Source organism: Sneathiella sp. (assembly GCF_002694385.1).
Taxonomy (GTDB): Bacteria; Pseudomonadota; Alphaproteobacteria; order Sneathiellales; family Sneathiellaceae; genus Sneathiella.
Genome location: NZ_NZMB01000004.1, coordinates 22,900 through 44,231 on the forward strand (window position 1 = coordinate 22,900; position 21,332 = coordinate 44,231).

Here is a 21,332-nt window from a genome sequence, read left to right on the forward strand (position 1 = left end):
CGGATGGCGGGCAGCGAGAAGCGCAGACGACAGAAGCTCGCGCATGTCCGCCTGAGCGACGAGGAGCACGCGCTCCTCAAATCCGCTGCCGATAAAACCGGCCTTGCCCTTGGCGCATATTTGCGCGCTGCCGCCCTTGATAGTCCCGGCCCCCGCGCCGCCCGCAAGCCACCCATCCGGCGGCAGGAGCTTGTCCGCCTGCTGGGGCAGATCGGCAAGCTGGGCAGCAACGTCAACCAGATCGCCCGCGCCCTGAATACCGGCGATGACCCTTACGGCCTTGTCGATGACATGAAGGCCGCCTCGGTCGAAATCGCCGAGATGCGCGCCGCCATCCTGCAAGCTCTCGGGAGGACGCCGTGATTATCAAGGGCGGCAGCCGGGCAGCACCACGGAGCCTCGCCAAGCACCTGATGCGCGGCGACACGAACGAGCGTGTCCTCGTCCTCGGCTACGACGGCGTCGCCATCGAAGACCTCAATGCGGCGCTTGCTGACATGCAGGCGCTGGCATCGGGCACGCGGGGCAAGAAGGGGCTCTACCACGCCAATATCGATCCCCACACCGACTACAAGATGACGCCGGAGCAATGGGACCGTTGCGTGTCCGTGCTGGAAAAAGAGCTTGGCCTTGAAGGCCAGCCCCGCGTGGTGGTGCTGCACGAGAAGAAGGGCCGCGAGCATATTCACGTCGTATGGGCGCGCACCGACATCGACACGATGACCCTGCGATCCGACAGCAACAACTATCTCGCCCATGAACGCGCATCCCACCAGCTTGAACAGGAGTTCGGGCACGAACACGTGCCCGGCGCGCATTACAAGCGCGACAAGTCGCAGGACCGGCCCGTCGCCAAGATGAACCGGATGGAGTGGCAACAGTCCGAGCGCAGCGGGCTCGACCCCATCGCGCGCAAGGCCGAGATCACCGCCCTCTATGAACAGTCCGACAACGGCCAGGCATTCCAAAACGCGCTGGAGGATCACGGCTACGTTCTCGCCAATGGCGACAAGCGCGTGTTCGTCTTGGTCGATATCGCTGGCGATGTTCACAGCCTCAACCGGCAGGTCACATCCGCCAAGGCAAAAGCCATCCGTGAGAAGATCGAGGATATCGACCCGGCCAACCTGCCGAGCGTTGCCGAGGCGCAAGAGCTACAGGAGCAGCGCCGTGATGCCCGCCGCAGCGCCTCGGGCCGAGAGGAAGCAGAGGAAGGCCGGGGAACGGCAGAGGCTTCGGCAAAGTCACAAGAGGCATTGCCGATCCTTGCGCCCGACGATCCGGCCCTTGCAGAGGCCCGCACCGAGCTAAACCAGAACCACGACCGTCGCCGCGAAATCTTCGAGGCGGATTGGGATAAGCGGATCGCGCGCGAGATGGATCTGGTCAAGCGCCAGATTCAGGAACAGCGCGATATCGAGCGCAAGGTGGACTGGAAACAGATGGAACCGGGCAAAGGTATTGAACGGTTCGAGCACAAGCTCAAAGACCGTCTCGACCCGAAGCGGATCAGTGACCGCTATGACGAACGGCAAAGCCGTGAGAAAGATCGGGATGTCCGCGATGCTGAACGTCGCGAAGCCCGCATGGAAGAATTGCTGCGCGACCGCGAGCAGGCCCGCAACAAAATGGAGACGACCTTCGAGCGCGAGCATCGCCAGCTTGAAGATATGCACCGCCGCGATCAGGAACGCGCCCGGCAGCAAGAGCTGGACCGCGCCCGAGACCCGCAACCGCCCGATAGCAAGCCCCCTGACCGTGGCGGTGGCTACGACCGATAAGCGGTCCTTCCCGACGGGAGGAGCAGGACCGCAGGAGCGGACAACCCGTCACGCGGTTCAGCCTCAAAGGGCTGTTCAACAAGCTGACCGGCTTGCTTGGTGTCCGTGCGTTGTTCAACTGGTTCGCCCGGCCACGCGGCCCGAGGCCGGAGCCGATCAAGATTGATCCGGCATGGTTTCCTGTACCACAACCCGCAGCGCCGCCTGACGAATCCGAATGGACCCCGCCATGGGTGGCCGCGCAGCAGGCCCTGCCACCATGGGAGCCGCCTTGGGCGCAGGCATTTGCCCCGCCGCCTGAGGATGCGCCGGAGACACCGCACGATGACGACTACGTCGATGAGTACGCCTTCGCCGAGGACAATCCCGGCTGGGACGAGGAACCGCCGGAGCCGGAAGAAGACACGATCACCGTCAAGCCCGGGGAGCGGGTGCCAACAGACGCGGGCGAGCTGCTAAGAACCTTTTACGCCCCCGGCATCGGCGATATGCGGGTTTATGCGCGGCTCGACCCGAACGAGATGGACATTGATCCGGGGCAAGTGCTTGGGCCGGATAATTTGGAGCCGGATGGGCCTGAGCCTGAGAAGAGGCCGAAATCGCCCAAATAGACGTGTTTTGCCTTCTTCACGAGCCGATGGCGGGATTTGTTAAGAATCCCCTATTAAATTGATAAATATGATATATTTTGTATTGTTAGGAGTGGTGAAGGCGGTCTCCAATGTCATTTTTCACCAAAAATACCCCTTTCAACAACTGCTGAAAAGGGCTTTTTCAGTGAAGTCCGGTTGACAATTTTCACTGGTTCGAGTATTTTCAGCGAATGTTGAAAATGCCAGAATCAATGAAAGAGATAGAGATCCAAGCCGCCGAAAAGCTTAAAGAGCTTTTGGGCGAAATACCGCCTGTGATCCTAGAGGATGTCGAACTCGAAGCATTTCATGGTGACCGAGGGATCGATATACGCGTGCGTCTTCGTGCGTTTAATCATCCGCACACGCTTGTCTGCGAAGTGAAGGCCAACGGTCAGCCGCGACATGTCAGGTCTGCGGTGCTTCAGCTGCGCAATTACGTTGCTCACGTAGAGGGTAACGCAACTCCCATCTTTGTAGCGCCGTACTTATCACCTGACTCGCAGGAGCTATGTCGCGAGCATGGCGTTGGTTTTATGGACCTTCAGGGCAATGCTTACATCACCTTTGAGGGGGTCTTTATTGAGCGTCTTGTCGGGAGAGCCCCTCCGGCCGAGAAGCGGGAGTTGAAGTCTCTCTTCAAGCCTAAAGCTGCTCAGGTCTTGCTCGTGATGCTTCGTGATCCTGAGCGTGCATGGCGCGTAGCCGAACTGGCCGAGGCGGCTGAGGTTAGCCTCGGCCATGTCAGCAACGTGAGAGCTGCTTTGTTGGATCGTGAATGGGCGCAGGCTGATTCCGACGGGATGTTTCTCGCGGAGCCGGATTCTCTGCTAGACGCATGGCAAGAAGACTATGAACCGCCTGCTGGCAAGAAGCTCCGTTTCTACACACCGTTACATGGCAGCTCGTTTGATGAAGCTGTTCGGCGAGTGCTTCGTGTGGGAGCCGACAAAGCACACGCTGTATTGGCCTCATTCTCTGCCGCGCATTGGTTGGCGCCCTACGCCAGAACCGGGTCAAATTTCTTCTACGCTGATGACATTGGGCTAGAGCGACTAAAGGAAGAACTTAGATTGTCTTCAACATCTAAGGGCGAGAACGTAGTCATTACTCTTCCGAAGGATAGTTGGCTTCTCACCGACACGACCGAGCCAGCCCCAGGAATCTTCTGCACGAGTCCTGCACGGACTTATCTTGACCTCGCTTCAGCAGGCGAGCGAGGCCGGGAGGCAGCGGATCATCTTCGTCGGGAGGAATTGAAATGGCAGAAGTAAACCCGCCGGAACCGCAATCCGCAGCCAATTATGATGACCGAACCACCGCTGCTGTAAGGGCGGTGCTGGTGGAGATCGGCCAAATCCTGGGAAGTTTTCGCGGCAAGTTCGCCGTTGTCGGCGGTGCTGTACCTTGGCTGCTCCTCGGGGATGCCGACATGGCACATGTCGGCACAATCGATGTCGATCTTAGCCTGGATGCGGAAGCTCTAGGAGATGGCGAATACGCCAATCTGATCGACGCGCTGAAAGAACAAGGTTATGAGCAGCGAGAAGAATTGCGTCGTTTCCAACTCGTTCGCCAAGTGCCCGGCGAAGGTGGACCTATCGACATTATTGTCGATTTCCTGATGCCACGAGACGCCGACATTGTGAAAAATGTTCCGCCTCTAATCAGTAATTTTGCTGTGCAGAGAGCCGATGGTGCTGATCTCGCTCTGCATTTTTATCAAATGGTTGCGATCACAGGACCAATGCCTGCTGGAGGCAAGAACTCCGTCGAGGTGGCTGTTTGTTCGATACCGGCATTGCTGGCGATGAAGGGGCATGCCATCAATGGCCGTCACAAGCAAAAGGATGCTTATGACATCTACTACTGCGTCCGCAACTACCCTGACGGCATTGATGCACTAGCAGAAGCCTGTCGTCCTCTCCTCGACCACGAAAACGGGAGGCTTGGATTTGAACGTATTGCCGCCAAGTTTGATGAGGTGGACGGCTATGGCCCCACGTGTGTCAAACAGTTTGTCGAGGACACGGATATTTTGGAGGGGCGCACGCCAGATCAGTGGCAACAAGACGCCTTTGGGCAGGTCGATGCGTGGCTGCGCGCGTTGGGGCTTAGAGGCGAGGGGCAATCCTCTTGAAGAGTTTAGCAGAAGACCCGGAGAGTTATCTGGCGACTGTTTCGGAAATGCTTACAGCAGAAGGCATGACCGATGCAGCGGAAATATTACGCACTTCCACACCTAGGGTCGAAGAGACCGGCTATGACAACTGGAATGGGGGCACAACGATATGGACGATTTATCTGCTCGTTGATCCAACCTTTTACGCCCAGCTTGGTGCTAGCCGCGAAGCGATTGAGGAACAGATCGATAATCGACTGAAGCCTGTCCTCGAACGCCACACGAGCGACTGGTACGGTGTAAAAATCACCCCTAAGGTCGATCCTCGTCCTGAGTGGCGGCACGCCAAGGGAGATGTGTCGCGTCCTACGCGCCAAAACATCATCGATGGCCTGAAAATCGACCAGATCGCTTGGAGCGGCCGTCTCGAAGACGTTGAGTTCCTGCAACGTCTCTACGATCTTGAATCTCTTCCATCCTACGACAGCCGTTTCAAAAATGCATCCGGAGACATTTGGCAACATCGGGTGAACAACCCTGAAGATTGGCCTGACGACTGGATTTATGATGACTCACGCTTTGACCTCTTGAAGGGGCCGACAGAGACCTTTCTTCGTTTTTTATGTGAGATGGTTCACCCGGTTGTTCGCCCGGATCGCAATGAGGCCCTCAAGCTGGTTCAGCATTTCAATGACCAGCTCCGGCCCGAAGGGTGGCACCTCGTCGAGGAAGAGAAGATTGCAGGCCGGCCTCGCTTTGTCGCCAAGCCAGTGCAGGTCACTGGAGGACGTTCGGTTTCTCGGGCGCGCTCGGTGGCTGATGCGCTCGATGCAGGCTGGATGCAGAAGGAGATCGAACGGCTTGAAAACGCAGTTGAACGCGATCCAGCGCTGGCTATCGGAACTGCCAAGGAGCTTGTCGAGACATGCTGCAAAAGCATTTTGTCGAAGAGGGGGGTGGATTTTTCGCGTAAGGCTGATTTGCCCGAACTTACCAAGCTCTTGGCTAAGGAACTAAAACTAGTTCCCGAGGGAATTTCTGACGAGGCAAAGGGCGCTGAGACTATTCGACTAATCCTACGGAATCTTTCGGCCCTGACGCGGTACCTTGCGGAGTTGCGTGGTCTTTATGGTTCCGGTCATGGCCGAGATGGCAAGCACCGGGGATTGGAACCGAGACATGCGCGCCTTGCTGTAGGCGCGGCGGTTGCCTTCATCGATTTCGTCACAGACACGCACCATCAGCGCGGCCCTTCACAGAAGGACTAAGCTAGCTCTTCGCCTTCAAGGAAGGAATAGCGCGTCACTTTCGGCTCCGCTGGACCTTCAGTCCCTTGACGTACTGAGCGTGCGCCAGACTGCGTTTTTCACGGATCAAATTCGAGATAGCTTCACTGCGCCCGGTCTCGGCTAGCTCCAGCGCTGTCCGCTGTTGCCAATCCTTCGCGTCGAGGTCCGTTCCCCGTTCGACCAAGAAATTTGCTGCATCTACTGCATTATGCTGAGCAGCGTGGTGTAGTGCAGTCCTTCCGAGAATATCTGTCCGATTTACATCCACGCCCAAGCACAGCAGCCATTGGCAAAGCACCATCCAGTTTCGGCGGGCTGCGATATGCAGGATTGTCTCGCCATGCCGGAATGGGATTCTCACGTCTTGCCCATGTCCCGGCGAAGCGCCTCTACCTCTGGCGGAAGGCGGCCCCTGCGGGAGTAGCTTTCGATGTAACGCCGCATCAGCTCCGCATCGGAGGGCTGTTCCTCGGAGATCGGCACGCCGCCATAGCGGCGGATCAACTCGTCCCGTTCTTTACCCATCCTTGTCGCGTTCCGATTGACCCTCGATCCAGCCGCTCCGCAGTCCCGCTTCAAGCGCCATGATCTGGACCTCGACGCCGGGGTGATCCTTGTGGCGCGCCAGCTCCGCAGCCGTCCGGCCTTTTTCGGTTTTCGCCTCCGGGTCCGCGCCGTGCTGCATCAGCACCGACGTTGCAGCCCCCAGCCGGTTGTACCAGGCCGCCACATGCAGCGGCGTGAAGTCCGCGCTTGCCTTTGCGTTGACATCGGCCCCGCCATCCAGCAGCGCCTTTGCCGTCTCCGCATGGCCGTTCGCTGCGGCCACATGGAGCGGAGTCCAGCCGCCCTTTTTGATGCGCGCGCCGACCGGCACGCCTGATTCCAGCAGCAGCCGCGTGATCGCCGGGTGTTCCACCGTGGCGGCCACGTGCAGCACCGTCCAGCCTTCGTCATTGGTTACGGCGAGATCGGCCCCGGCCAGGACGAGCGCACGGCACCTTTGAAGGTCGCCTTCCTTTATCGCCTTCCACAATCTTGCACCGAGCTGAGCCGCGTTTTCAGTCACCCGTCTGGCCTTTCACACCCTGCCTCGCGGCGGCTGGTGTGGGCTCTCGCACGTAGCCCGTCCACCGCCGGGTTTCGTCCTCCTGAAACGGCCTGTTCTAGCCGTCTGGGACTGTCCGCAAGGCTCCCCGCCAGCATAGCAGGCGGCGCGCTTCACCGCGACCGTGTTGCCCGCACCAACTCGCGCGCGCGGCCTTGCCGTCCAGTCCTCCAACGACGGCTTCCTCTGAGCCCTATTCGGACTTCAACCCCAACGATGGAGGACATCGACATGAGCGAGAACACCAACAACACCAGCGCCCCCAGCCACATCGTGTGGTTCGCGCCAGACAGGGAAAACGCGCCCTGGACCCGCATCGGGGCGCAGTGGCCGACCAAGAACGGCAAGAGCTTCCGTCAGGTGCTCACCGTCGTTCCCAGCGCACCGGGCCGCATCTTCGTCTGCCGCAATCAACCGAAAGCAGGGGCCGCCGCATAAGCGGCCCCCAACAACAAGGAGGAAACACCAATGCTTTACGAGACCATTTACAGGAAGCTGGACCGGCTGGGCGCAATCGCCGCCATCCAATCCGGCAAGGGCTACGACAAAAGCCATATCGGCGAACCGTTCATGGACCTGAACATGGACGTGCTGGAACGCCGGGCCGACACCATCGTCATCGCGCTCTCGCACTATTTCCAGCAGAACGGCGACCTTTGCGCCGACCCGGACATGGAAATCCGCATCTATCCCGAGCGGGCCATGGCCGAGGCGCTGACCTTCCAGCAGGCGATCCCGCCGATCTACAGGGAAGTCTATCCCGCGCCCGGCAAGGTCGTGCCGCAGCTCAAGCGCGAGCTGAACGATTTTCTGAATCTGTGGCTGAACAACTGCCTCCGGCAGGGCCACCGCTTCACGGGGGCCGCTTAGGCGGCCCCCTTCATTTTCACGAATGGAGATTTGTTATGACCGTTAAGGAACCCCGCGAGCTGTCGCACGAGGACAAGCTCTATGCCTTCAAGAAAGCCACGAATGGTTTTTCCCAGTCCGAGGGCCGCTGGAAAGAGCGCGCCGAACGCGGAATGACCGACGAAGAACTGAAGGCCGCACTCGAATACGAACTCGGTATCTATGGTGGCAGCGGCGGCCCCGGCGATATGTCCCTGACCTTCCAGGCTGCTGGCCTCAAAATCTGGGCGGACTGGAACACGGTTGTTCCCGACCGCTACTGCAAGCCGATCTTTCAGGGCACAGCCACCATCCGCATGGCCCGAGAGGTCTATGGCATCAAAGACCCGACCAACATCCAAATGGCGCTGTTGTGACAGCGCCATAAGGCGGGGGCTTAGAGCCCCGGCTTCGGTGCCTTGATCCGGCGGGGTGCCGGGATGAAGGCGCGCATCTGCGCATCCTTGTATGCGATGACTTTGGCGATCCGGCGCATCGCCGCGACGGCTTCGGCGTGTTCGGCGGTGCAGGGCCGTGTCGAGATCACTGCCTTACGTGCCATTTTGAACATTGCGCTCAGTTCCCTGATCGACAGGCCGTGGAGTTGTTCGCAGCTCATCCGATAGGTCATTGGTCTTCTCCTTCTCGTCTCTCCAGCCGCGACCGTCGCGGCCTTGATGACGCCCGGAAGAAGCGCTCCGCCCAGAGCCGCATCCGTCAGGACCGGAACGAAAGAGAAGGACTGGCCTATGCCGCTTACGCGGCAGCCAGTTGCGGCGCACGCAGGGCGGTGCGCCAGAACGAAGGAAAAAGGCCCGCGCGGAACGCGAGCCTGAGATAAAAGGGAAGAATGATCAGCGAAGTAAGAGGGCAGCGGCTAACTCATGAAGCCTGGTCGGGGACATTCTGAGTGGACAGATTGCCGTTTTCTGCCTGTTTTGGCACTTTGTTAAGTATATGATATTAAATGTGAAAAGATGATTTCGTCGACTTGTCGAAAAAAAGAGGCCGGACTAAAGAGAAGATTTTATAAATAGAGCAGTGTGACATATGCTGGAGACAAGCCATCGACTCAGTTGAATACTTGCTAAAGGCCAACGGGCCAAGTCTCACCTCTGATGTTATCGCCCGCATGGTATCGGATGGTGCGTCAGAGAGTGCAGCAAGAAAAAGGGTGCAAAGATCACTGGGAGACGTTGAGCGCTTGGCCGGTGTTCGCTTCGAGAAAAATGCGCGTTTCATCTATCTGCCGGACCAGTATGGTACCGACGCTTTTTGGCGCGGGCTGGAAGGAGCATTTCACCAGGCTGGCAAGACCTATTGGGCAACCGTCGTTAATCTGCTTGCTAGAGGCGGCAGATGTCCGAAGGGGCTTTTTGCCAGAGTGACAGGTGCCCCCGCAGCGAGAACAAGACAGCTTTCTCCCGATCGAATCTTTGAACGGCTAAGCGCGATCAATCTGCTTGAAGAGGTCGAGGTTGGAGACGGTGATGGCACCTACGTCCAGTTTCGCCCTCTCTCCTATGTCCGCGAGGCAATCCCAACAGTAAGGGCCCGCCTACTCGCAGAAAATATTGCACTACACGGAGTGAAGGAGTGGGCCCGCCGTATTGGCTTCGGCAGCTACGGCCGTTTCGCCATGCGGCTTGAGGAGCCTGCCCCGGTAGTATCTGGCATCTCGTGGGACTTGACTGCGCCTTCGTATTTTCGACCGCTGATTTCGGTGAAAGACGGCAAGGCAAAGCCGGGTTTCCTTGTATGTGATATCAATCTGACGGACACCATAAACGAAGCGGAAGCAGAGGCCTTTGTCCGCAAGTGCGATATGGCTTCAGCTCCATCGAATGTCGGCCCGATTATGCCTCTCCTCATTGGCCATGTTTTTTCAGCGGCGGCATTCGATCTTGCAAAGCGAAAGGGCATTCTGGCGATCACGTTGCAAAACCTGTTTGGTGACGAGATAGCTGAGGCGTTGAAAAACCTCGTCGCTGTTCTGACAGACGCAGGAGCAACAGCATCAGTCAATCCGGGTCATCTCGATTCCATTCTCCAGAGCCTTACAAAGGTCCAGGGCGCAGCGGATAATTTGCGCGGCACGCTCTTCGAGTTGGTCATCGGAAGTTTGGTGAAAGACGTTGACGGCGGGTTCCTAACGTGTGGCGAGAGGTGTACCGATCTTCAAACTGGTCGCGAAGCGGAGATAGACGTCCAACTAAATCGAGATGACAAAAGCCTTCTCGTGCTTGAATGCAAAGCCAAACTGCCAGGATCACGCGTGAGCGAGACGGAGGTCAGAAAATGGTACTCGGATCGGATTCCGCTAATTCAAAAAATTCTCACACGCGATGGCCTTACAGAGAAGACTATCCGTTTTGAAATCTGGTCGAATGGAGAATTTACGGACAGCGCCCTAAAGTGGCTCAAAAAACAACAGCTAGATTTTGAAAGTTATTCGTTAGGTTGGCTCGATGGAAAGGGGCTGAAGGCATATGCTGATAAAGCCAAGCAGGCATCGCTGCGAAAGATTTTGAATGAGCATTATTTCAGGCACCCAATGGCGGAAGCTGCACGAAAGGCGAGCCGTGAGCTTGAGGCCGTGAAATAGTGGGTTTGGGTTGAAGCGCCTAGCTGCACTTCTGTCGCTGGGCTCAGGTGGGGGTGGATTGTGGAATTGGAAAGGGCCGCGCGTACGCGGCCCTTTCAATGGATCAGGAGCGGAGATGCCATCACCGCCACCACGCTAGCGCCAATCGCCCATACGATATCGAAGATATAGGCTAGTGGTTTTGCCAGAGTCGTTAAACGATGCTTCACTGTGCAGGTCTTAGACCTCGATTTCTTAGACTTTTTGCGCTGATTTTCTCTCATGTGCGCCTCCTTAAGTTTGTCGCCGCATCTTCCGATGAGGCTGAGGGTTACAATTGAGGCGGTCAGCACTAGTACAGTGGCGGGAGTCGAACCCGCCCCGACCCCCGAAGCTCGGATTTCGGTATGTGCTAACATATCACAAATCTTATTGCCGGTTCCTTTCTAAGCCTGAGAGGGCTCAGGCTCTCCACCAAAGTAGGCAGCATCTTGCTTCTCCTTGAGACGCCGCCACCCCGGCATGGGTGAGGGCGACGGCGGCTCCATCGGAAGCGGGCATTTTGGGCCGATTCACGCCCAAAGAGGCGGGTTTCCGCGTAGGGATGAGCTGACTGTCTCAGGCGTGTAATAGGCTCAAAATTGGCCAAAATCGGCGAAATTCGCACAAAAAGGCGATTCAGAGCAGTCATATAGGCGAAGCGAAACGAAAAACTTGTGCAGATTCAATAAGTTATGTAGGATAAAAAAATGAATCAGGTGGTTTGAAAAATGTGTGAGTGACTCGCACAAAATCTCACACAGGAATTATTGAAAGTGTTTTTTATTAAATAAAAACAATAACTTGAATCGTGGCGCATCCGTCTCATAACCTGAAGGTCAGAGGTTCAAATCCTCTCCCCGCAACCAATATAAACGCCGCCAGGTCAATAACTTGGCGGCGTTTCTGCGTTAACGGCCCTCTCCAACAAATCAACTCCGGAAGCAGAGCAGATGCACGCAAAAAGGGCTCCTTGTCCTCCACACTCAAATAGGCCCGCGCTTCAACAACATGTAGGATGGATAAAGCGCCCCTCACACTTATTGAATGTTCATTGGTGTCGCAGCACGAGAACGGAACAGTCCGCGTGCTGTGCAACGAAGGATGCATTTGGCCCTATGAGATAATCTCGCATTTCCGGTCGATGCGATGCCATCAAGATCAGATCAATCGTTCGATCCTTCGCCACGGACAGGATTTCACGGCCAATGCTTCCTATGCGCACTTCCGAGGTTATCTTTACGCCATCTTTGGCTTGCTCAGAAATAATAGCGGACAGCTTGCTTTGTGCACCCTCCAACATCTGTTCCACTTGAAAAGTGAAGTATACCCCTTCGAACATGATCTTCATGTCGCGAATGACAGTCATAATTGTGACTGTCCCCTTTGCTGCTGCGGCAAGCTCGAGCGCCTGCGGCAGTGCATGCTCCCAACTGCTGCGATGCGCAACGTCAACAGGAACAAGAATTGATTTGAACACCTGCGCCTCTTTTGCTGTTAAAAGTCTACAAAGACAACAATATTTCCTAATATTCTATAGACTTTCTCGCATAACGCACTTGATCCAAATCAATGTTCGCAAGCGGCTTTCCGTCCATAAAGATAAAAAATGCTTTCGCAGGGGCGATAATGGGAACGAACACCGATATAATGTGTATGTCTGGGATCACACTCGTTAGAGTGTGCCATTGAACTCTTGCTATTGCATTTGTCGTCGCCTTGATTATCGAGGACAATGCACGAGTGATGCATGTTTGTTAGGTTATGTTGTCGGCTCACTCATTGGACTGCGTATGATGTGAGAGCTTATTGCTCTGTCGGTGCGTAAGATTTGGCGTTTTTGTTTGCCGACCGAGTGCGATCATCGGCTTTGTATTTGATTTACTGCTATTCGGGGTTAGGCGTTACGTCGATCATAATCCAGATGACGGAGCTATGATATTCCTTGAGCTGTTTAGCTGCGCGATGACGGTTGTAATAGGGCTGATCGTCTATGACGTGGGGAAAAGGCCGGATCTCTTGTTGCTCTATTCGCGTTGTTAGCCTCCGAGGCGACTCTCGAGGCTCCCGTTTGATCGGCGAAACATTTAACGACGACGGAAGTGGCGAAAGATCGCGTGCTAGCCCATCCCAGTCTGAAAGCGGACACGCTGAAACGATGGAAGGGTCCATCGGGGTACAAGCACCGCTCGGCTGACCCTGACCTGTGGTGCGGCGTTGCCTAACCTTTTGCGTGGTACATAGAACGCCTACAAATGCTGCTATTCCCACCAAAATTGAAAGGATGCTGATATGCGCCGGCTGGTGCCTTTAGATCGCATCGAAAGATTGACGGACGGCGCTTGTGGACTGACGGCTACAGAGTTCAATGAACGGCGCGTCCGTTACGGTTCCAACGTCATCATCGAGTCGCCGAGGACGGGATGGGCCGATCTCGTGCGCGATACGATTCGTGACCCAATGATCTGGTTCCTCGCCGGAACGTCGGCGCTCTTCACGTGGCTCGGTGATTATACGGAAGCCATTATTCTTGCCATCGCCCTTCTGCCCATCGCAGGGATGGATGCCTATCTGCACAGACGTACCCAGGCGTCGATCGAGGGGTTGGCAGCCCGACTTGCGACGGTCGCAGCCGTTATACGTGACGGCGCCGTGATGTATGTCCCGGCCGTTGACCTGGTGCCGGGCGATTTGATCGTAGTTGGAGAAGGCCAGCCTATCCCGGCGGATGGTGTGATCGTGGCAGGGAATGGCCTGCAAATCGATGAATCGGCTCTGACGGGGGAAGCGATGCCCGTGAGAAAATCACCTTTCGTCGACCAACTTATCGGAGCTGGAGACATTGCCGTTGATAGCCTCCATTGGGGCCTTGCAGGAACACGTTTGCTTACGAGCGAAGCGCGATTGCGCGTGATCTTCACCGGTGGGGACACATTATATGGTGAAATCGTTCGGTCTGCCCAGATTGGTCGACATGAACGGACTCCACTGCAGCAGGCAATCGGATCGCTTGTTAAGGTTCTTGTCGTCGCGGCCAGCGTTGTTTGTTTAGCACTTGCTGCGACACGCTTCTATCAGGGGCATGGACTCATCGATGCCATTGTGACCGCCGTGACACTGGCGGTGGCTGCTCTTCCAGAGGAATTTCCGGTTGTTTTCGCATTCTTTTTGGGTGTTGGGGTTTATCGACTGGCCAGGCGCCAGGCGTTGGTCAGGCGCGCTGTAGTAGTTGAGAATATCGGGCGCGTTACCTGTATCTGCACCGATAAGACAGGAACGCTTACCGATGGACGGNTGCATCTCGCTCATTTGGAACCGGCAGCCGGGATCACTGATGAGCGTCTGCTGCGCGCGGCCGCTACGGCATCGCGCCCAGGAAGCGGCGATCCGCTCGATATCGCAATTCTGGAGCGCGCTGTACAGGCTGAAGGCTCGGCATTGGCGATATTCCCATTCACGGAGGATCGTCGGCGTGAAGTTGCCGTCATAACTATACCGTCCGGGGTTGTCTTTTGTGCGGCAAAAGGGGCGCCGGAAACAATCCTCCAGATGTCGCGCCTGACACCGGAAGAACAAGCGCAGTGGGAAGCGAAGACGCAAGAATTCGCAACCAGCGGTCACAAAGTCATCGCCTGCTGTGAGCGGACCATAGCGGCCGATGCCTGGACCGGAGGCGAGCCGGATCGCGATTACATTTTCCTTGGATTGCTGGCAATCGAGGATCCGGTGCGCGAAGGTGTCGCCGCAGCCGTCGCGAACGCGCAGCATGCCGGCATTCGCGTCATCATGGTCACCGGCGACCACCCCGCAACGGCGCGCGCGATCGCCAGTGAAATCGGCATCGGCCCTGCGAGCCCTCGGGTTATCGAGGGAGGTGATTTGGATGAGTTGCTCGATCGTGATGGGGCCTATGGATTACGCACCATAGATGTGATTGCGCGCGCCGTCCCGGCACAGAAGTTGGACCTCGTTAAGGCATTGCAGCAGTCCAGAGAAATCGTAGCTGTTACCGGGGATGGGGTGAATGACGTGCCCGCACTGCAGGGAGCGGACATTGGCATTGCGATGGGTGAACGCGGCACGCGCACGGCTCGCGAGGTCGCCGCGATTGTGCTTTTGGATGACAATTTCCGGACCATCATCCATGCCATTTCAGAAGGCCGCCAACTTTTCGACAATCTGAAGCTGAGTTTCGCATATCTTCTGATGATACACATTCCGCTCGTCGTCACGGCGGCCTTCATCCCTTTCGCCGGCTTTCCGCTCCTCTATCTGCCGGTGCATATCGTCTGGCTCGAGTTGATCATCCACCCGACGGCACTTCTGGTCTTTCAGCAATTGCCATCACGTAACGAGCTGAAGCCGGTAGGGAGAGAACGCAAGCGTCATTTTTTCGATTGGCGAGAATGGACGATTATCAGCTTGGTTGGCGCAATCATCACTTTGGCCGTAGTTCTCGGGTATGAACGAAGTCTTGGCTCGGGGCAGGACGTAGCACATGCAAGAACAATGGCGATGGTGGTATTGATCGTCGCCAGCGCCACCGTGACGGCAGGGTTGAGCCGTTTTTCAACCAAGGCGGCCATAGGCATCGCGGCTGCGGCGATCCTTTCCGCGCTTGTACTCGTGCAGATTCCGGCAATTGCCGTTCTTCTGCATCTGACCCCATTGCGTGGAAATGATTGGTTATTTGCCGCTAGCGGGGGACTTGCCGCTGGCTTGCTGTCAGTTTTGTTTCCCTTTGTGCATTATAGCCATAAGCCTCGTTCAGATTCTTGAAAGAGTGTTCCGGGACGATGCGTTCAGCACCGATATCAGTCTGGTTGACATACAATACACAGAAATAGGTGGTGTCCTGTCATCAACCGTGCGCAATCATGGCGAACGGGACCATAACATGAAGCTCGCATCGTCAAACTCTGCCGTTTTTTACATGCAGGAACCCATAAAAAATAACGCAATCGGCTGGCGAGCCTCATAGTTGAATGTCGGGGCCTTGGGCACCTGATATATGGAAAGATTTTGATTTACAGTAACAGCATGTTGGCCAGTGAGAATAAAAAAACGGCGATGCATTTCTGCACCGCCGCTTTTGATGTTGATCACGAGATGAGATCAGTTGGCGGCGGCACGCGCCTTTTCAAGCCAGCCATCGACGAGATCGGCATGGGCTTCAATCCACTCGCTTGCATGACGCGCGACATCTTCAGGATCACCCTCGCCATTATTCATTTTGGCGTTCTGGGAGAAAATATCGGTAATCGGAATGGACGCCGTTTCGAGGAGTGCGCGGACGGCCGGATTTTCATCCAGAAATTCGCTGTTGGCGACGGGCCGGATATCATTGGCCGGGAAGCCCAGCTTGCACGGATCGTTGACGCAGCCTTCAACACCTTCAACGGTGGCGGCATCTTCGAGATCTTTCATGGCATCCGGCAGATTCACTTCCGGCACCTCAATCCACATGACATCTTCGCCTGGCTTCAGCGTGTCCACGGTCCAGTTCGGTGTCCATGTATAGAACAGGATGGACTTGCCTTCACCATAGGCTGCGACAGCATCGGCCATGGAGGCGGTGTAGCTTGCCTTGATCGGATTTACATGATCAAGCAGACCATAGGCTTCGAGGTGATGCGCAATGTTTATTTCACAGCCCCAGCCCGGAGGGCAGGCGACAAGGTCGGCCTTGCCATCGCCATCGCGGTCGAAAGCTTCCTTCACTTCGTCGCGCTTGAAATCCGCAAGCGACTTGATATTGAATTTCTCGATAGAGGCCTTGTCGACAAGATAGCCTTCGAGTGCGCCGCCCTTGGCGACAGCGCCGACAAGCTCAGCGCCCTGTGAATATGTATCTTCATAGGAATTATGCGTCGGGAACCAGCCATTAACCCAGAAATCGAGATCACCCTGGGCCACGGCCTGATAGAAGGGCGGATTGTCGAGCGTTGTCGGTCCTTCGACAGTATAATCGAGCTTTTCCAGCAACTGCTTATAGATTTGGGCGGGGAACCAACCGGTATCCCAGCTGGCCTGGGCCATCTTGACAGTGGTGCCTGCACCCGGGCCTTCTGCGGCCATCGCGACCGGAGCGGCAAGCGGGATGCTGGCCGACAGCGCAAGGGCTAACAGACGCGACATGGATGATTTCTTCATGAATAGTCTCCTTGTATTCTTCTTGCGTCCCCGAAACATGGGGACATGGGAACCGCGCAAGACGCGGCGGGGCGGGATTAGCCTGCCCTTTCGACTTCCGCCGGGGGCTTGTTTGCCCGCAGCGAGAACAATGACCGAATGGTCGCCAGAAGCGACGGGCCGCGCATGGCGCGGGCCTCACCGAGTGACTGGCTGATACGATCGAGAATGATGGCAAGCAGGACGATGCCGACACCGCCGGCCGTCGCATTACCGACATCAAGACGGCCAAGGCCGGTGAACACCGTCAGGCCAAGACCTCCGGCGCCAATCATCGCGGCAATCACCACCATGGAGAGCGCCAGCATGAGTGTCTGGTTGAGGCCCGCCATAACGGTGCGCATCGCGAGGGGGAACTGCACCTCGACCAGCATTTGCCAGGGGGTGGCGCCAAAGGCGGTAGCCGCCTCGATCAGGTCTTCACGGACATTGCGAATGCCAAGATCGGTCAGCCGGATGATGGGCGGCAAGGCAAAGATGATCGTTGCAATAATCCCCGGCACAACGCCGACACCGAAGAGCATGACGATGGGCACCAGATAGACGAATGAGGGAATTGTCTGCATGACGTCGAGGATGGGGCGCAGAATAGTGCGGAAAATATCACTGCGGGCAGCCATCACGCCGAAGGGGATGCCGATCACGACACAGAAGAAAACCGCCGTAATCACCATAGCCAAGGTGGTCATGGTTTCCGGCCACAACCCGATCAGGTCTATAAATATGAGGGCGATAAGCGAGAAAATCGCAACGCCGCGGCCGGACGTTCGCCAGGCGATAAGTGACAGGACAGCGGTAAAGATAAGCATGGGTGTCGCATTGAAGAATGTCGACAGGCCGTTCAACACCTGCGTAACAGGCCATTGCATGGCGCGAAAGACCGGCCGGAAATTTGGCACAAGCCAGTCCCGGACAAAAATATTCACCCAGTCATCAAAGGGCAGCGACAGGAAGTCGGATGGGCTGATCATGCTTTTTCTTTCTCCTCCTCTTCCTCTTCTTCATTGGCAAGCTGCTGAAACACATCTTGCGGGTGGACAATGCCGGTGAGTTGCCCTTTCTCGTCTGTCAGAGCGATGGGATATTCTGTGCCAGCGAGCGGATAGAGGTCATTAAGCAGGGATTCCGGTGATGCCGTCGGAAAATCATCGGTCAGGGCGTCTTTAAGATCGAGACCGTCACGATGGGCGGCGCTCGCCGCGCGATAGCTGACAATACCCGCAAGCTTGCCATCATCGACAACATGCACGGCATCGATCCCCAATTCCTCCATCCGTGTCATGGCGACCTCGGCATTATCCGTTGCGAGGTCGAGAGGTGTCGCCGGTCGGGCGATGGAGGCGGCGGCAAAGACCTGCGAGCGGTCAATATCACGCGTGAAAGCGGCCACATAATCGTCGGCGGGGGAGCCGACGATTTCCTCTGCCGTGCCTGTCTGGGCAATCACCCCATCGCGCATGATGGCGATTGTGGTGCCGAGCGCCAAGGCCTCGTTGAGGTCATGGGTAATAAAGACAATGGTTTTCTTGAGCGTCCGCTGGAGTTCGAGAAGCTCCTGCTGCATATCATTGCGGATGAGCGGATCGAGCGCCCCGAAGGGTTCGTCCATCAGCAGGATTTCCGGCTCCGACGCCAGGCCGCGCGCCAAGCCGACGCGCTGCTGCATTCCGCCGGAGAGCTCGTCCGGATAGCTGTCGCCCCGCGCGCCGAGGCCGACCTGTTCCAGCGCGGCTTGCGCCCGCTCCCGGCGTTCTGAAGCTTTCATGCCTCTGATTTTGAGGCCGAAAGCGGCATTCTCGGCGACGGTTTTATGAGGGAAAAGGGCGAAGTGCTGAAACACCATCGCAACTTTGTTCCGCCGCACGTTGCGAAGCTGCTCATCGGAGCAGTCGGCGACATTGACGTCATCGATGAGGATTTCACCGGCGCTTGGCTTGATCAGGCCGTTGATCATGCGCACCAGCGTGGATTTTCCGGAACCGGACAGTCCCATGACGACAAAGATTTCGCCTTCGGCGACCTTAAAGGAAACATCACGCACACCGACAGTTTGTCCTGTCGCGGCATATATCTCGTCCTTGCTTTGCCCTGCTTTCAGCAGATCGATGGCAGTTGTGGCGTCGCCCCCGAAGATTTTGTATAGTCCATTTCCGTAAATTTTCGGCTTCATGAATATAAATATTGAACAAATAAAATTTATGCCGAGACGGCACAAATTGTTATCGGAGTTCTCCCTCAGGCTTAGTTTTTGTCGACGCGAGGCGTCGGGCGAATATCCACATGGCGATGTACGCCAAAGCAGGCGAGTCCCGCTTGGTGATGACCATTATATGGATATGAGGCCGCAAAGGTCAACCTTTTGCCACATTTTAGGCAATGTTTAGGCAATATCTGCGCTCAGATTTATCAGCGCGTGATATTATCCGGTGCCCGCGAGTTCCCTGTTGACAGGCGATATCTGCTGAGGCCTTCTAGATTGAAAGAGGTGCGGCAAAGTACGGCCTTTCCCCCTTTGCGGGAGGGAAGCGGGGCGATGCTTGCCCTTTTGTTGCGTGTGATTTCTGTTCCGGCTGAAGGAGAAAAATAATATGGAAACACGGCGTGAAAAAGGCCTTAAAACCCTCGGTGTCCTCACAGAGTCGGATGGCACCGGGATCCTCAAACGTCTGAAAGAGTTTCCGGCCCTGGCCCATGGCGTTGTCGATTTTGCGTATGGTGAAGTTCTTTCCCGCGACGTTATCGACCCGAAGATGCGGCAGCTTTTGACAGTGACGTCACTGGCCTCGCAAGGGATGCTGACGCCGCAGCTCAAGGTCCATTTCAAGGGCGCGCTGAATGTCGGGGCAAAGCCGGAAGATCTGATCGAGGTGATATACATCACGATGATCTATGCCGGAATGCCGAAGGCGCTAAACGCCGCGGCAGTGCTTCAGGAAGTTTTTCGCGAGAAGAATATCAATATTGAAGTTGATCTTGACGCGGCGGAGGATTGATATCGCCTGTCAACGGGGCGAGACAAAATTTGCCCACAAATCGCATCTATGTAAATATCACCCTGCCTTGCGAGAATGGCGGTGCCGGGAAGCGGGCCGCGTGATCTGCACCCGTTTTCCGTGCCGGACACTTTGTTGGCAGGGGAAGTCGAAGACGATTTAAGAAATACAAGACACAAGACGGACCTTGTTCATGATGTCGGCACTTCTGGAGCGGGAGCAAAACCACTGGCGGCTTGAGACGGCGGAGCGCTTTGCCTTCATCGTTGATGCGGCGGATTATTTTGTGGCGGCCCGCAAGGCCATGCTGAAGGCCCGGCATAGCATTTATCTGATCGGCTGGGATTTTGATGCCCGTATTCGCCTTGGTGATGGCGAGAACGAAGAGGACGGACCGGAAAAGCTCGGTGATTTCATTGTTTGGCTGGCGGATCGGACTCCAAGCCTTGAAATCCGGCTCTTGCGGTGGGATACCGGTGCGTTCAAGGCGATGTTTCGGGGCAATACGCTGGCGACGATCCTGCGCTGGAAATGGCACAAACAGATTACCCTGACGCTGGACGGCGCGCATCCGCTGGCCGGATCTCACCATCAGAAAATTGTTGTGATTGATGATTGCATCGCTTTCTGTGGCGGGATTGATATGACCGCGGGCAGGTGGGATCGCCGTGATCATCTCGACGATAATCCCGACCGTCTCAGCCCCGATGGCGAACCCCATGATCCGTGGCATGATGCGACAAGCGCCTTTGACGGAGCGGCCGCGCGCGCGATGGGTGATCTTGCCCGCAAACGCTGGTATGCGGCGACCGGCCAAAGGCTGTCCCCGGCCGATGACCAGCATGACTGCTGGCCCGGCGACCTTGAGCCAACTTTTGAAAATATCCGTCTCGCCATTGCCCGGACCCGCCCGGCCATGACGGATGTTGAGCCGGTCCATGAAATCGAGGAGATGTATCTCGATTTGATCTCCCGGGCGAAGCACTGGATTTATGCGGAAAGCCAGTATTTCGCCTCCCGCCGGATTGCCCACGCCATTGCCCGGCGCCTGACGGAAGAAAACGGCCCGGAAATTGTCATCCTCAATCCCTTTTCTGCGGAAGGGTGGCTGGAACCTGTGGCCATGGATTCGGCGCGGGCCCGCCTGATGGAGGCCCTGATGCGGATCGACAAATATGGACGGTTGCGCCTTTATCACCCGGTAACTGCCGGTGGCGCCGAGATTTACGTACATGCCAAGGTCATGGTGGTCGATGACGTCTATCTCCGGATCGGGTCATCAAATTTCAATAACCGTTCGCTCCGGCTGGACAGTGAATGCGACGTAATCCTTGCGGCGGATGACCCCGGCAATAATGATGTTGAAAGAAGGATTGCAGAGCTGCGTAATGATCTGATCGCCGAACATCTGGATACAGAAGCGGAAACCGTTGCCGCTCTGCTGCAAGAAAACGGCTCCCTGATCGCGACTATGGAGACATTGCGCGGAAAGGCCCCCGGCCGAACGCTCGTCCCCTTTGAGATGCCGGAACTCAACGGTGTTGAGGAGTGGCTGGCGGATAATGAAATCCTTGATCCTGAAGGCAGCGACGCCATATTTGAACCGCTGAGCAGACGTAGTCTGTTCAAAGGCTGGCGCGGTCTGCTGCGGCGGCACCGACGGACCTGATATTTTCCGGTCCTTGTCTGCGGAATGAAGTCGCA

22 protein-coding genes are annotated in these 21,332 nt (G+C 56.4%); 13 read left to right on the top strand and 9 right to left on the bottom strand.

All coding sequences use genetic code 11. From position 1 onward, the window contains the following. Positions 1-3 precede the first annotated feature (3 nt). The 6 genes from CMN55_RS00895 to CMN55_RS00920 all read left to right on the top strand — a co-directional run bounded on the left by CMN55_RS00895 (position 4) and on the right by CMN55_RS00920 (position 5,803). Complete coding sequence (locus CMN55_RS00895) at positions 4-363, top strand: plasmid mobilization protein (RefSeq protein WP_293947629.1); 360 nt, start codon at positions 4-6, stop codon at positions 361-363. Then, on the top strand, positions 360-1,781 hold the full coding sequence (locus CMN55_RS00900; protein WP_293947630.1) for a relaxase/mobilization nuclease domain-containing protein: 1,422 nt from the start codon (positions 360-362) through the stop codon (positions 1,779-1,781). The genes CMN55_RS00895 and CMN55_RS00900 overlap by 4 nt, the downstream gene beginning before the upstream one ends. A gap of 92 nt (positions 1,782-1,873) precedes the next feature. Beyond that, positions 1,874-2,392 carry a hypothetical protein gene (locus tag CMN55_RS00905; RefSeq protein ID WP_293947631.1) on the top strand — a complete coding sequence of 173 codons (519 nt, stop codon included), beginning with the start codon at positions 1,874-1,876 and terminating at the stop codon, positions 2,390-2,392. A gap of 221 nt (positions 2,393-2,613) precedes the next feature. Beyond that, positions 2,614-3,687 carry a type IV toxin-antitoxin system AbiEi family antitoxin gene (locus CMN55_RS00910; RefSeq protein ID WP_293947632.1) on the top strand — a complete coding sequence of 358 codons (1,074 nt, stop codon included), beginning with the start codon at positions 2,614-2,616 and terminating at the stop codon, positions 3,685-3,687. Then, positions 3,675-4,553 carry a nucleotidyl transferase AbiEii/AbiGii toxin family protein gene (locus CMN55_RS00915; protein ID WP_293947633.1) on the top strand — a complete coding sequence of 293 codons (879 nt, stop codon included), beginning with the start codon at positions 3,675-3,677 and terminating at the stop codon, positions 4,551-4,553. Before CMN55_RS00910 ends, CMN55_RS00915 begins: the two co-directional genes overlap by 13 nt. Next, positions 4,550-5,803, top strand: a complete 1,254-nt coding sequence (locus CMN55_RS00920) for an abortive infection family protein (RefSeq protein ID WP_293947634.1) — start codon at positions 4,550-4,552, stop codon at positions 5,801-5,803. Before CMN55_RS00915 ends, CMN55_RS00920 begins: the two co-directional genes overlap by 4 nt. A 34-nt stretch (positions 5,804-5,837) precedes the next feature. Here the strand turns inward: CMN55_RS00920 and CMN55_RS16925 are convergent, their stop codons facing one another. The 3 genes from CMN55_RS16925 to CMN55_RS00930 are packed head-to-tail and all read right to left on the bottom strand — an operon-like array spanning position 5,838 to position 6,893. Continuing rightward, positions 5,838-6,185 (bottom strand): ankyrin repeat domain-containing protein, encoded by a 348-nt coding sequence (locus CMN55_RS16925; RefSeq protein WP_366931927.1) that lies wholly within the window; start codon positions 6,183-6,185, stop codon positions 5,838-5,840. Next, complete coding sequence (locus tag CMN55_RS00925; RefSeq protein WP_293947636.1) at positions 6,182-6,349, bottom strand: hypothetical protein; 168 nt, start codon at positions 6,347-6,349, stop codon at positions 6,182-6,184. Before CMN55_RS00925 ends, CMN55_RS16925 begins: the two co-directional genes overlap by 4 nt. Next, the gene (locus tag CMN55_RS00930; RefSeq protein WP_293947637.1) at positions 6,342-6,893 is read right to left on the bottom strand and encodes an ankyrin repeat domain-containing protein; all 552 of its coding nucleotides are present in this window, start codon (positions 6,891-6,893) and stop codon (positions 6,342-6,344) included. Before CMN55_RS00930 ends, CMN55_RS00925 begins: the two co-directional genes overlap by 8 nt. A gap of 270 nt (positions 6,894-7,163) precedes the next feature. Here CMN55_RS00930 and CMN55_RS00935 point away from each other — a divergent pair, with 270 nt between their 5' ends. From CMN55_RS00935 to CMN55_RS00945, 3 genes are read left to right on the top strand one after another with little or no spacing between them, the layout of a single operon-like run. Next, positions 7,164-7,370, top strand: coding sequence for a hypothetical protein (locus tag CMN55_RS00935; RefSeq protein ID WP_150004854.1), 207 nt, complete (start codon positions 7,164-7,166; stop codon positions 7,368-7,370). Between the two features lie 30 nt (positions 7,371-7,400). Beyond that, the gene (locus CMN55_RS00940) at positions 7,401-7,802 is read left to right on the top strand and encodes a DUF1249 domain-containing protein (RefSeq protein ID WP_293947638.1); all 402 of its coding nucleotides are present in this window, start codon (positions 7,401-7,403) and stop codon (positions 7,800-7,802) included. A gap of 35 nt (positions 7,803-7,837) precedes the next feature. Next, positions 7,838-8,197 carry a hypothetical protein gene (locus tag CMN55_RS00945; RefSeq protein ID WP_293947639.1) on the top strand — a complete coding sequence of 120 codons (360 nt, stop codon included), beginning with the start codon at positions 7,838-7,840 and terminating at the stop codon, positions 8,195-8,197. A gap of 20 nt (positions 8,198-8,217) precedes the next feature. Here CMN55_RS00945 and CMN55_RS00950 read toward each other — a convergent pair whose 3' ends face one another. Continuing rightward, complete coding sequence (locus CMN55_RS00950) at positions 8,218-8,451, bottom strand: hypothetical protein (RefSeq protein ID WP_293947640.1); 234 nt, start codon at positions 8,449-8,451, stop codon at positions 8,218-8,220. 573 nt (positions 8,452-9,024) lie between these two features. On the opposite strand from CMN55_RS00950, the gene CMN55_RS00955 reads away from it, so the two are divergent. Further along, the gene (locus CMN55_RS00955) at positions 9,025-10,425 is read left to right on the top strand and encodes a hypothetical protein (protein WP_293947641.1); all 1,401 of its coding nucleotides are present in this window, start codon (positions 9,025-9,027) and stop codon (positions 10,423-10,425) included. A 95-nt stretch (positions 10,426-10,520) separates the two neighbouring features. Here the strand turns inward: CMN55_RS00955 and CMN55_RS00960 are convergent, their stop codons facing one another. Continuing rightward, positions 10,521-10,688 (bottom strand): hypothetical protein, encoded by a 168-nt coding sequence (locus tag CMN55_RS00960; protein ID WP_293947642.1) that lies wholly within the window; start codon positions 10,686-10,688, stop codon positions 10,521-10,523. Positions 10,689-11,494: 806 nt separating this feature from the next. After that, complete coding sequence (locus CMN55_RS00965) at positions 11,495-11,923, bottom strand: universal stress protein (RefSeq protein ID WP_293947643.1); 429 nt, start codon at positions 11,921-11,923, stop codon at positions 11,495-11,497. Positions 11,924-12,735: 812 nt separating this feature from the next. Here CMN55_RS00965 and CMN55_RS00970 point away from each other — a divergent pair. Beyond that, on the top strand, positions 12,736-15,222 hold the full coding sequence (locus CMN55_RS00970; protein WP_293947644.1) for a cation-translocating P-type ATPase: 2,487 nt from the start codon (positions 12,736-12,738) through the stop codon (positions 15,220-15,222). Positions 15,223-15,558: 336 nt separating this feature from the next. On the opposite strand, the gene proX is transcribed toward CMN55_RS00970, so the two are convergent. The 3 genes from proX to CMN55_RS00985 form a co-directional block, all read right to left on the bottom strand. Then, complete coding sequence (gene proX, locus CMN55_RS00975; protein ID WP_293947645.1) at positions 15,559-16,596, bottom strand: glycine betaine/L-proline ABC transporter substrate-binding protein ProX; 1,038 nt, start codon at positions 16,594-16,596, stop codon at positions 15,559-15,561. Between the two features lie 77 nt (positions 16,597-16,673). Beyond that, positions 16,674-17,606: an ABC transporter permease gene (locus CMN55_RS00980; protein ID WP_293947646.1), complete on the bottom strand. Its 933-nt coding sequence runs from the start codon at positions 17,604-17,606 to the stop codon at positions 16,674-16,676. Beyond that, positions 17,603-18,805 carry a quaternary amine ABC transporter ATP-binding protein gene (locus tag CMN55_RS00985; RefSeq protein ID WP_293947647.1) on the bottom strand — a complete coding sequence of 401 codons (1,203 nt, stop codon included), beginning with the start codon at positions 18,803-18,805 and terminating at the stop codon, positions 17,603-17,605. Before CMN55_RS00985 ends, CMN55_RS00980 begins: the two co-directional genes overlap by 4 nt. Before the next feature lie 418 nt (positions 18,806-19,223). Between CMN55_RS00985 and CMN55_RS00990 the strand changes: the two genes are divergently transcribed. After that, positions 19,224-19,628, top strand: a complete 405-nt coding sequence (locus tag CMN55_RS00990) for a carboxymuconolactone decarboxylase family protein (RefSeq protein WP_293947648.1) — start codon at positions 19,224-19,226, stop codon at positions 19,626-19,628. Between the two features lie 193 nt (positions 19,629-19,821). Then, complete coding sequence (locus CMN55_RS00995; protein WP_293947649.1) at positions 19,822-21,297, top strand: phospholipase D-like domain-containing protein; 1,476 nt, start codon at positions 19,822-19,824, stop codon at positions 21,295-21,297. Positions 21,298-21,332: the final 35 nt, after the last annotated feature.

What these genes read in the sequence shown, in the direction of transcription:
- CMN55_RS00895 (WP_293947629.1), top strand. Translation starts at nt 4, where the DNA reads ATGGCGGGCAGCGAGAAGCGCAGACGACAGAAGCTCGCGCATGTCCGC.
- CMN55_RS00910 (WP_293947632.1), top strand. Translation starts at nt 2,614, where the DNA reads ATGCCAGAATCAATGAAAGAGATAGAGATCCAAGCCGCCGAAAAGCTT.
- CMN55_RS00915 (WP_293947633.1), top strand. Translation starts at nt 3,675, where the DNA reads ATGGCAGAAGTAAACCCGCCGGAACCGCAATCCGCAGCCAATTATGAT.
- CMN55_RS00925 (WP_293947636.1), bottom strand. Translation starts at nt 6,349, where the DNA reads ATGGGTAAAGAACGGGACGAGTTGATCCGCCGCTATGGCGGCGTGCCG.
- CMN55_RS00935 (WP_150004854.1), top strand. Translation starts at nt 7,164, where the DNA reads ATGAGCGAGAACACCAACAACACCAGCGCCCCCAGCCACATCGTGTGG.
- CMN55_RS00940 (WP_293947638.1), top strand. Translation starts at nt 7,401, where the DNA reads ATGCTTTACGAGACCATTTACAGGAAGCTGGACCGGCTGGGCGCAATC.
- CMN55_RS00945 (WP_293947639.1), top strand. Translation starts at nt 7,838, where the DNA reads ATGACCGTTAAGGAACCCCGCGAGCTGTCGCACGAGGACAAGCTCTAT.
- CMN55_RS00950 (WP_293947640.1), bottom strand. Translation starts at nt 8,451, where the DNA reads ATGACCTATCGGATGAGCTGCGAACAACTCCACGGCCTGTCGATCAGG.
- CMN55_RS00960 (WP_293947642.1), bottom strand. Translation starts at nt 10,688, where the DNA reads ATGAGAGAAAATCAGCGCAAAAAGTCTAAGAAATCGAGGTCTAAGACC.
- proX (WP_293947645.1), bottom strand. Translation starts at nt 16,596, where the DNA reads ATGAAGAAATCATCCATGTCGCGTCTGTTAGCCCTTGCGCTGTCGGCC.
- CMN55_RS00980 (WP_293947646.1), bottom strand. Translation starts at nt 17,606, where the DNA reads ATGATCAGCCCATCCGACTTCCTGTCGCTGCCCTTTGATGACTGGGTG.
- CMN55_RS00985 (WP_293947647.1), bottom strand. Translation starts at nt 18,805, where the DNA reads ATGAAGCCGAAAATTTACGGAAATGGACTATACAAAATCTTCGGGGGC.
- CMN55_RS00990 (WP_293947648.1), top strand. Translation starts at nt 19,224, where the DNA reads ATGGAAACACGGCGTGAAAAAGGCCTTAAAACCCTCGGTGTCCTCACA.
- CMN55_RS00995 (WP_293947649.1), top strand. Translation starts at nt 19,822, where the DNA reads ATGATGTCGGCACTTCTGGAGCGGGAGCAAAACCACTGGCGGCTTGAG.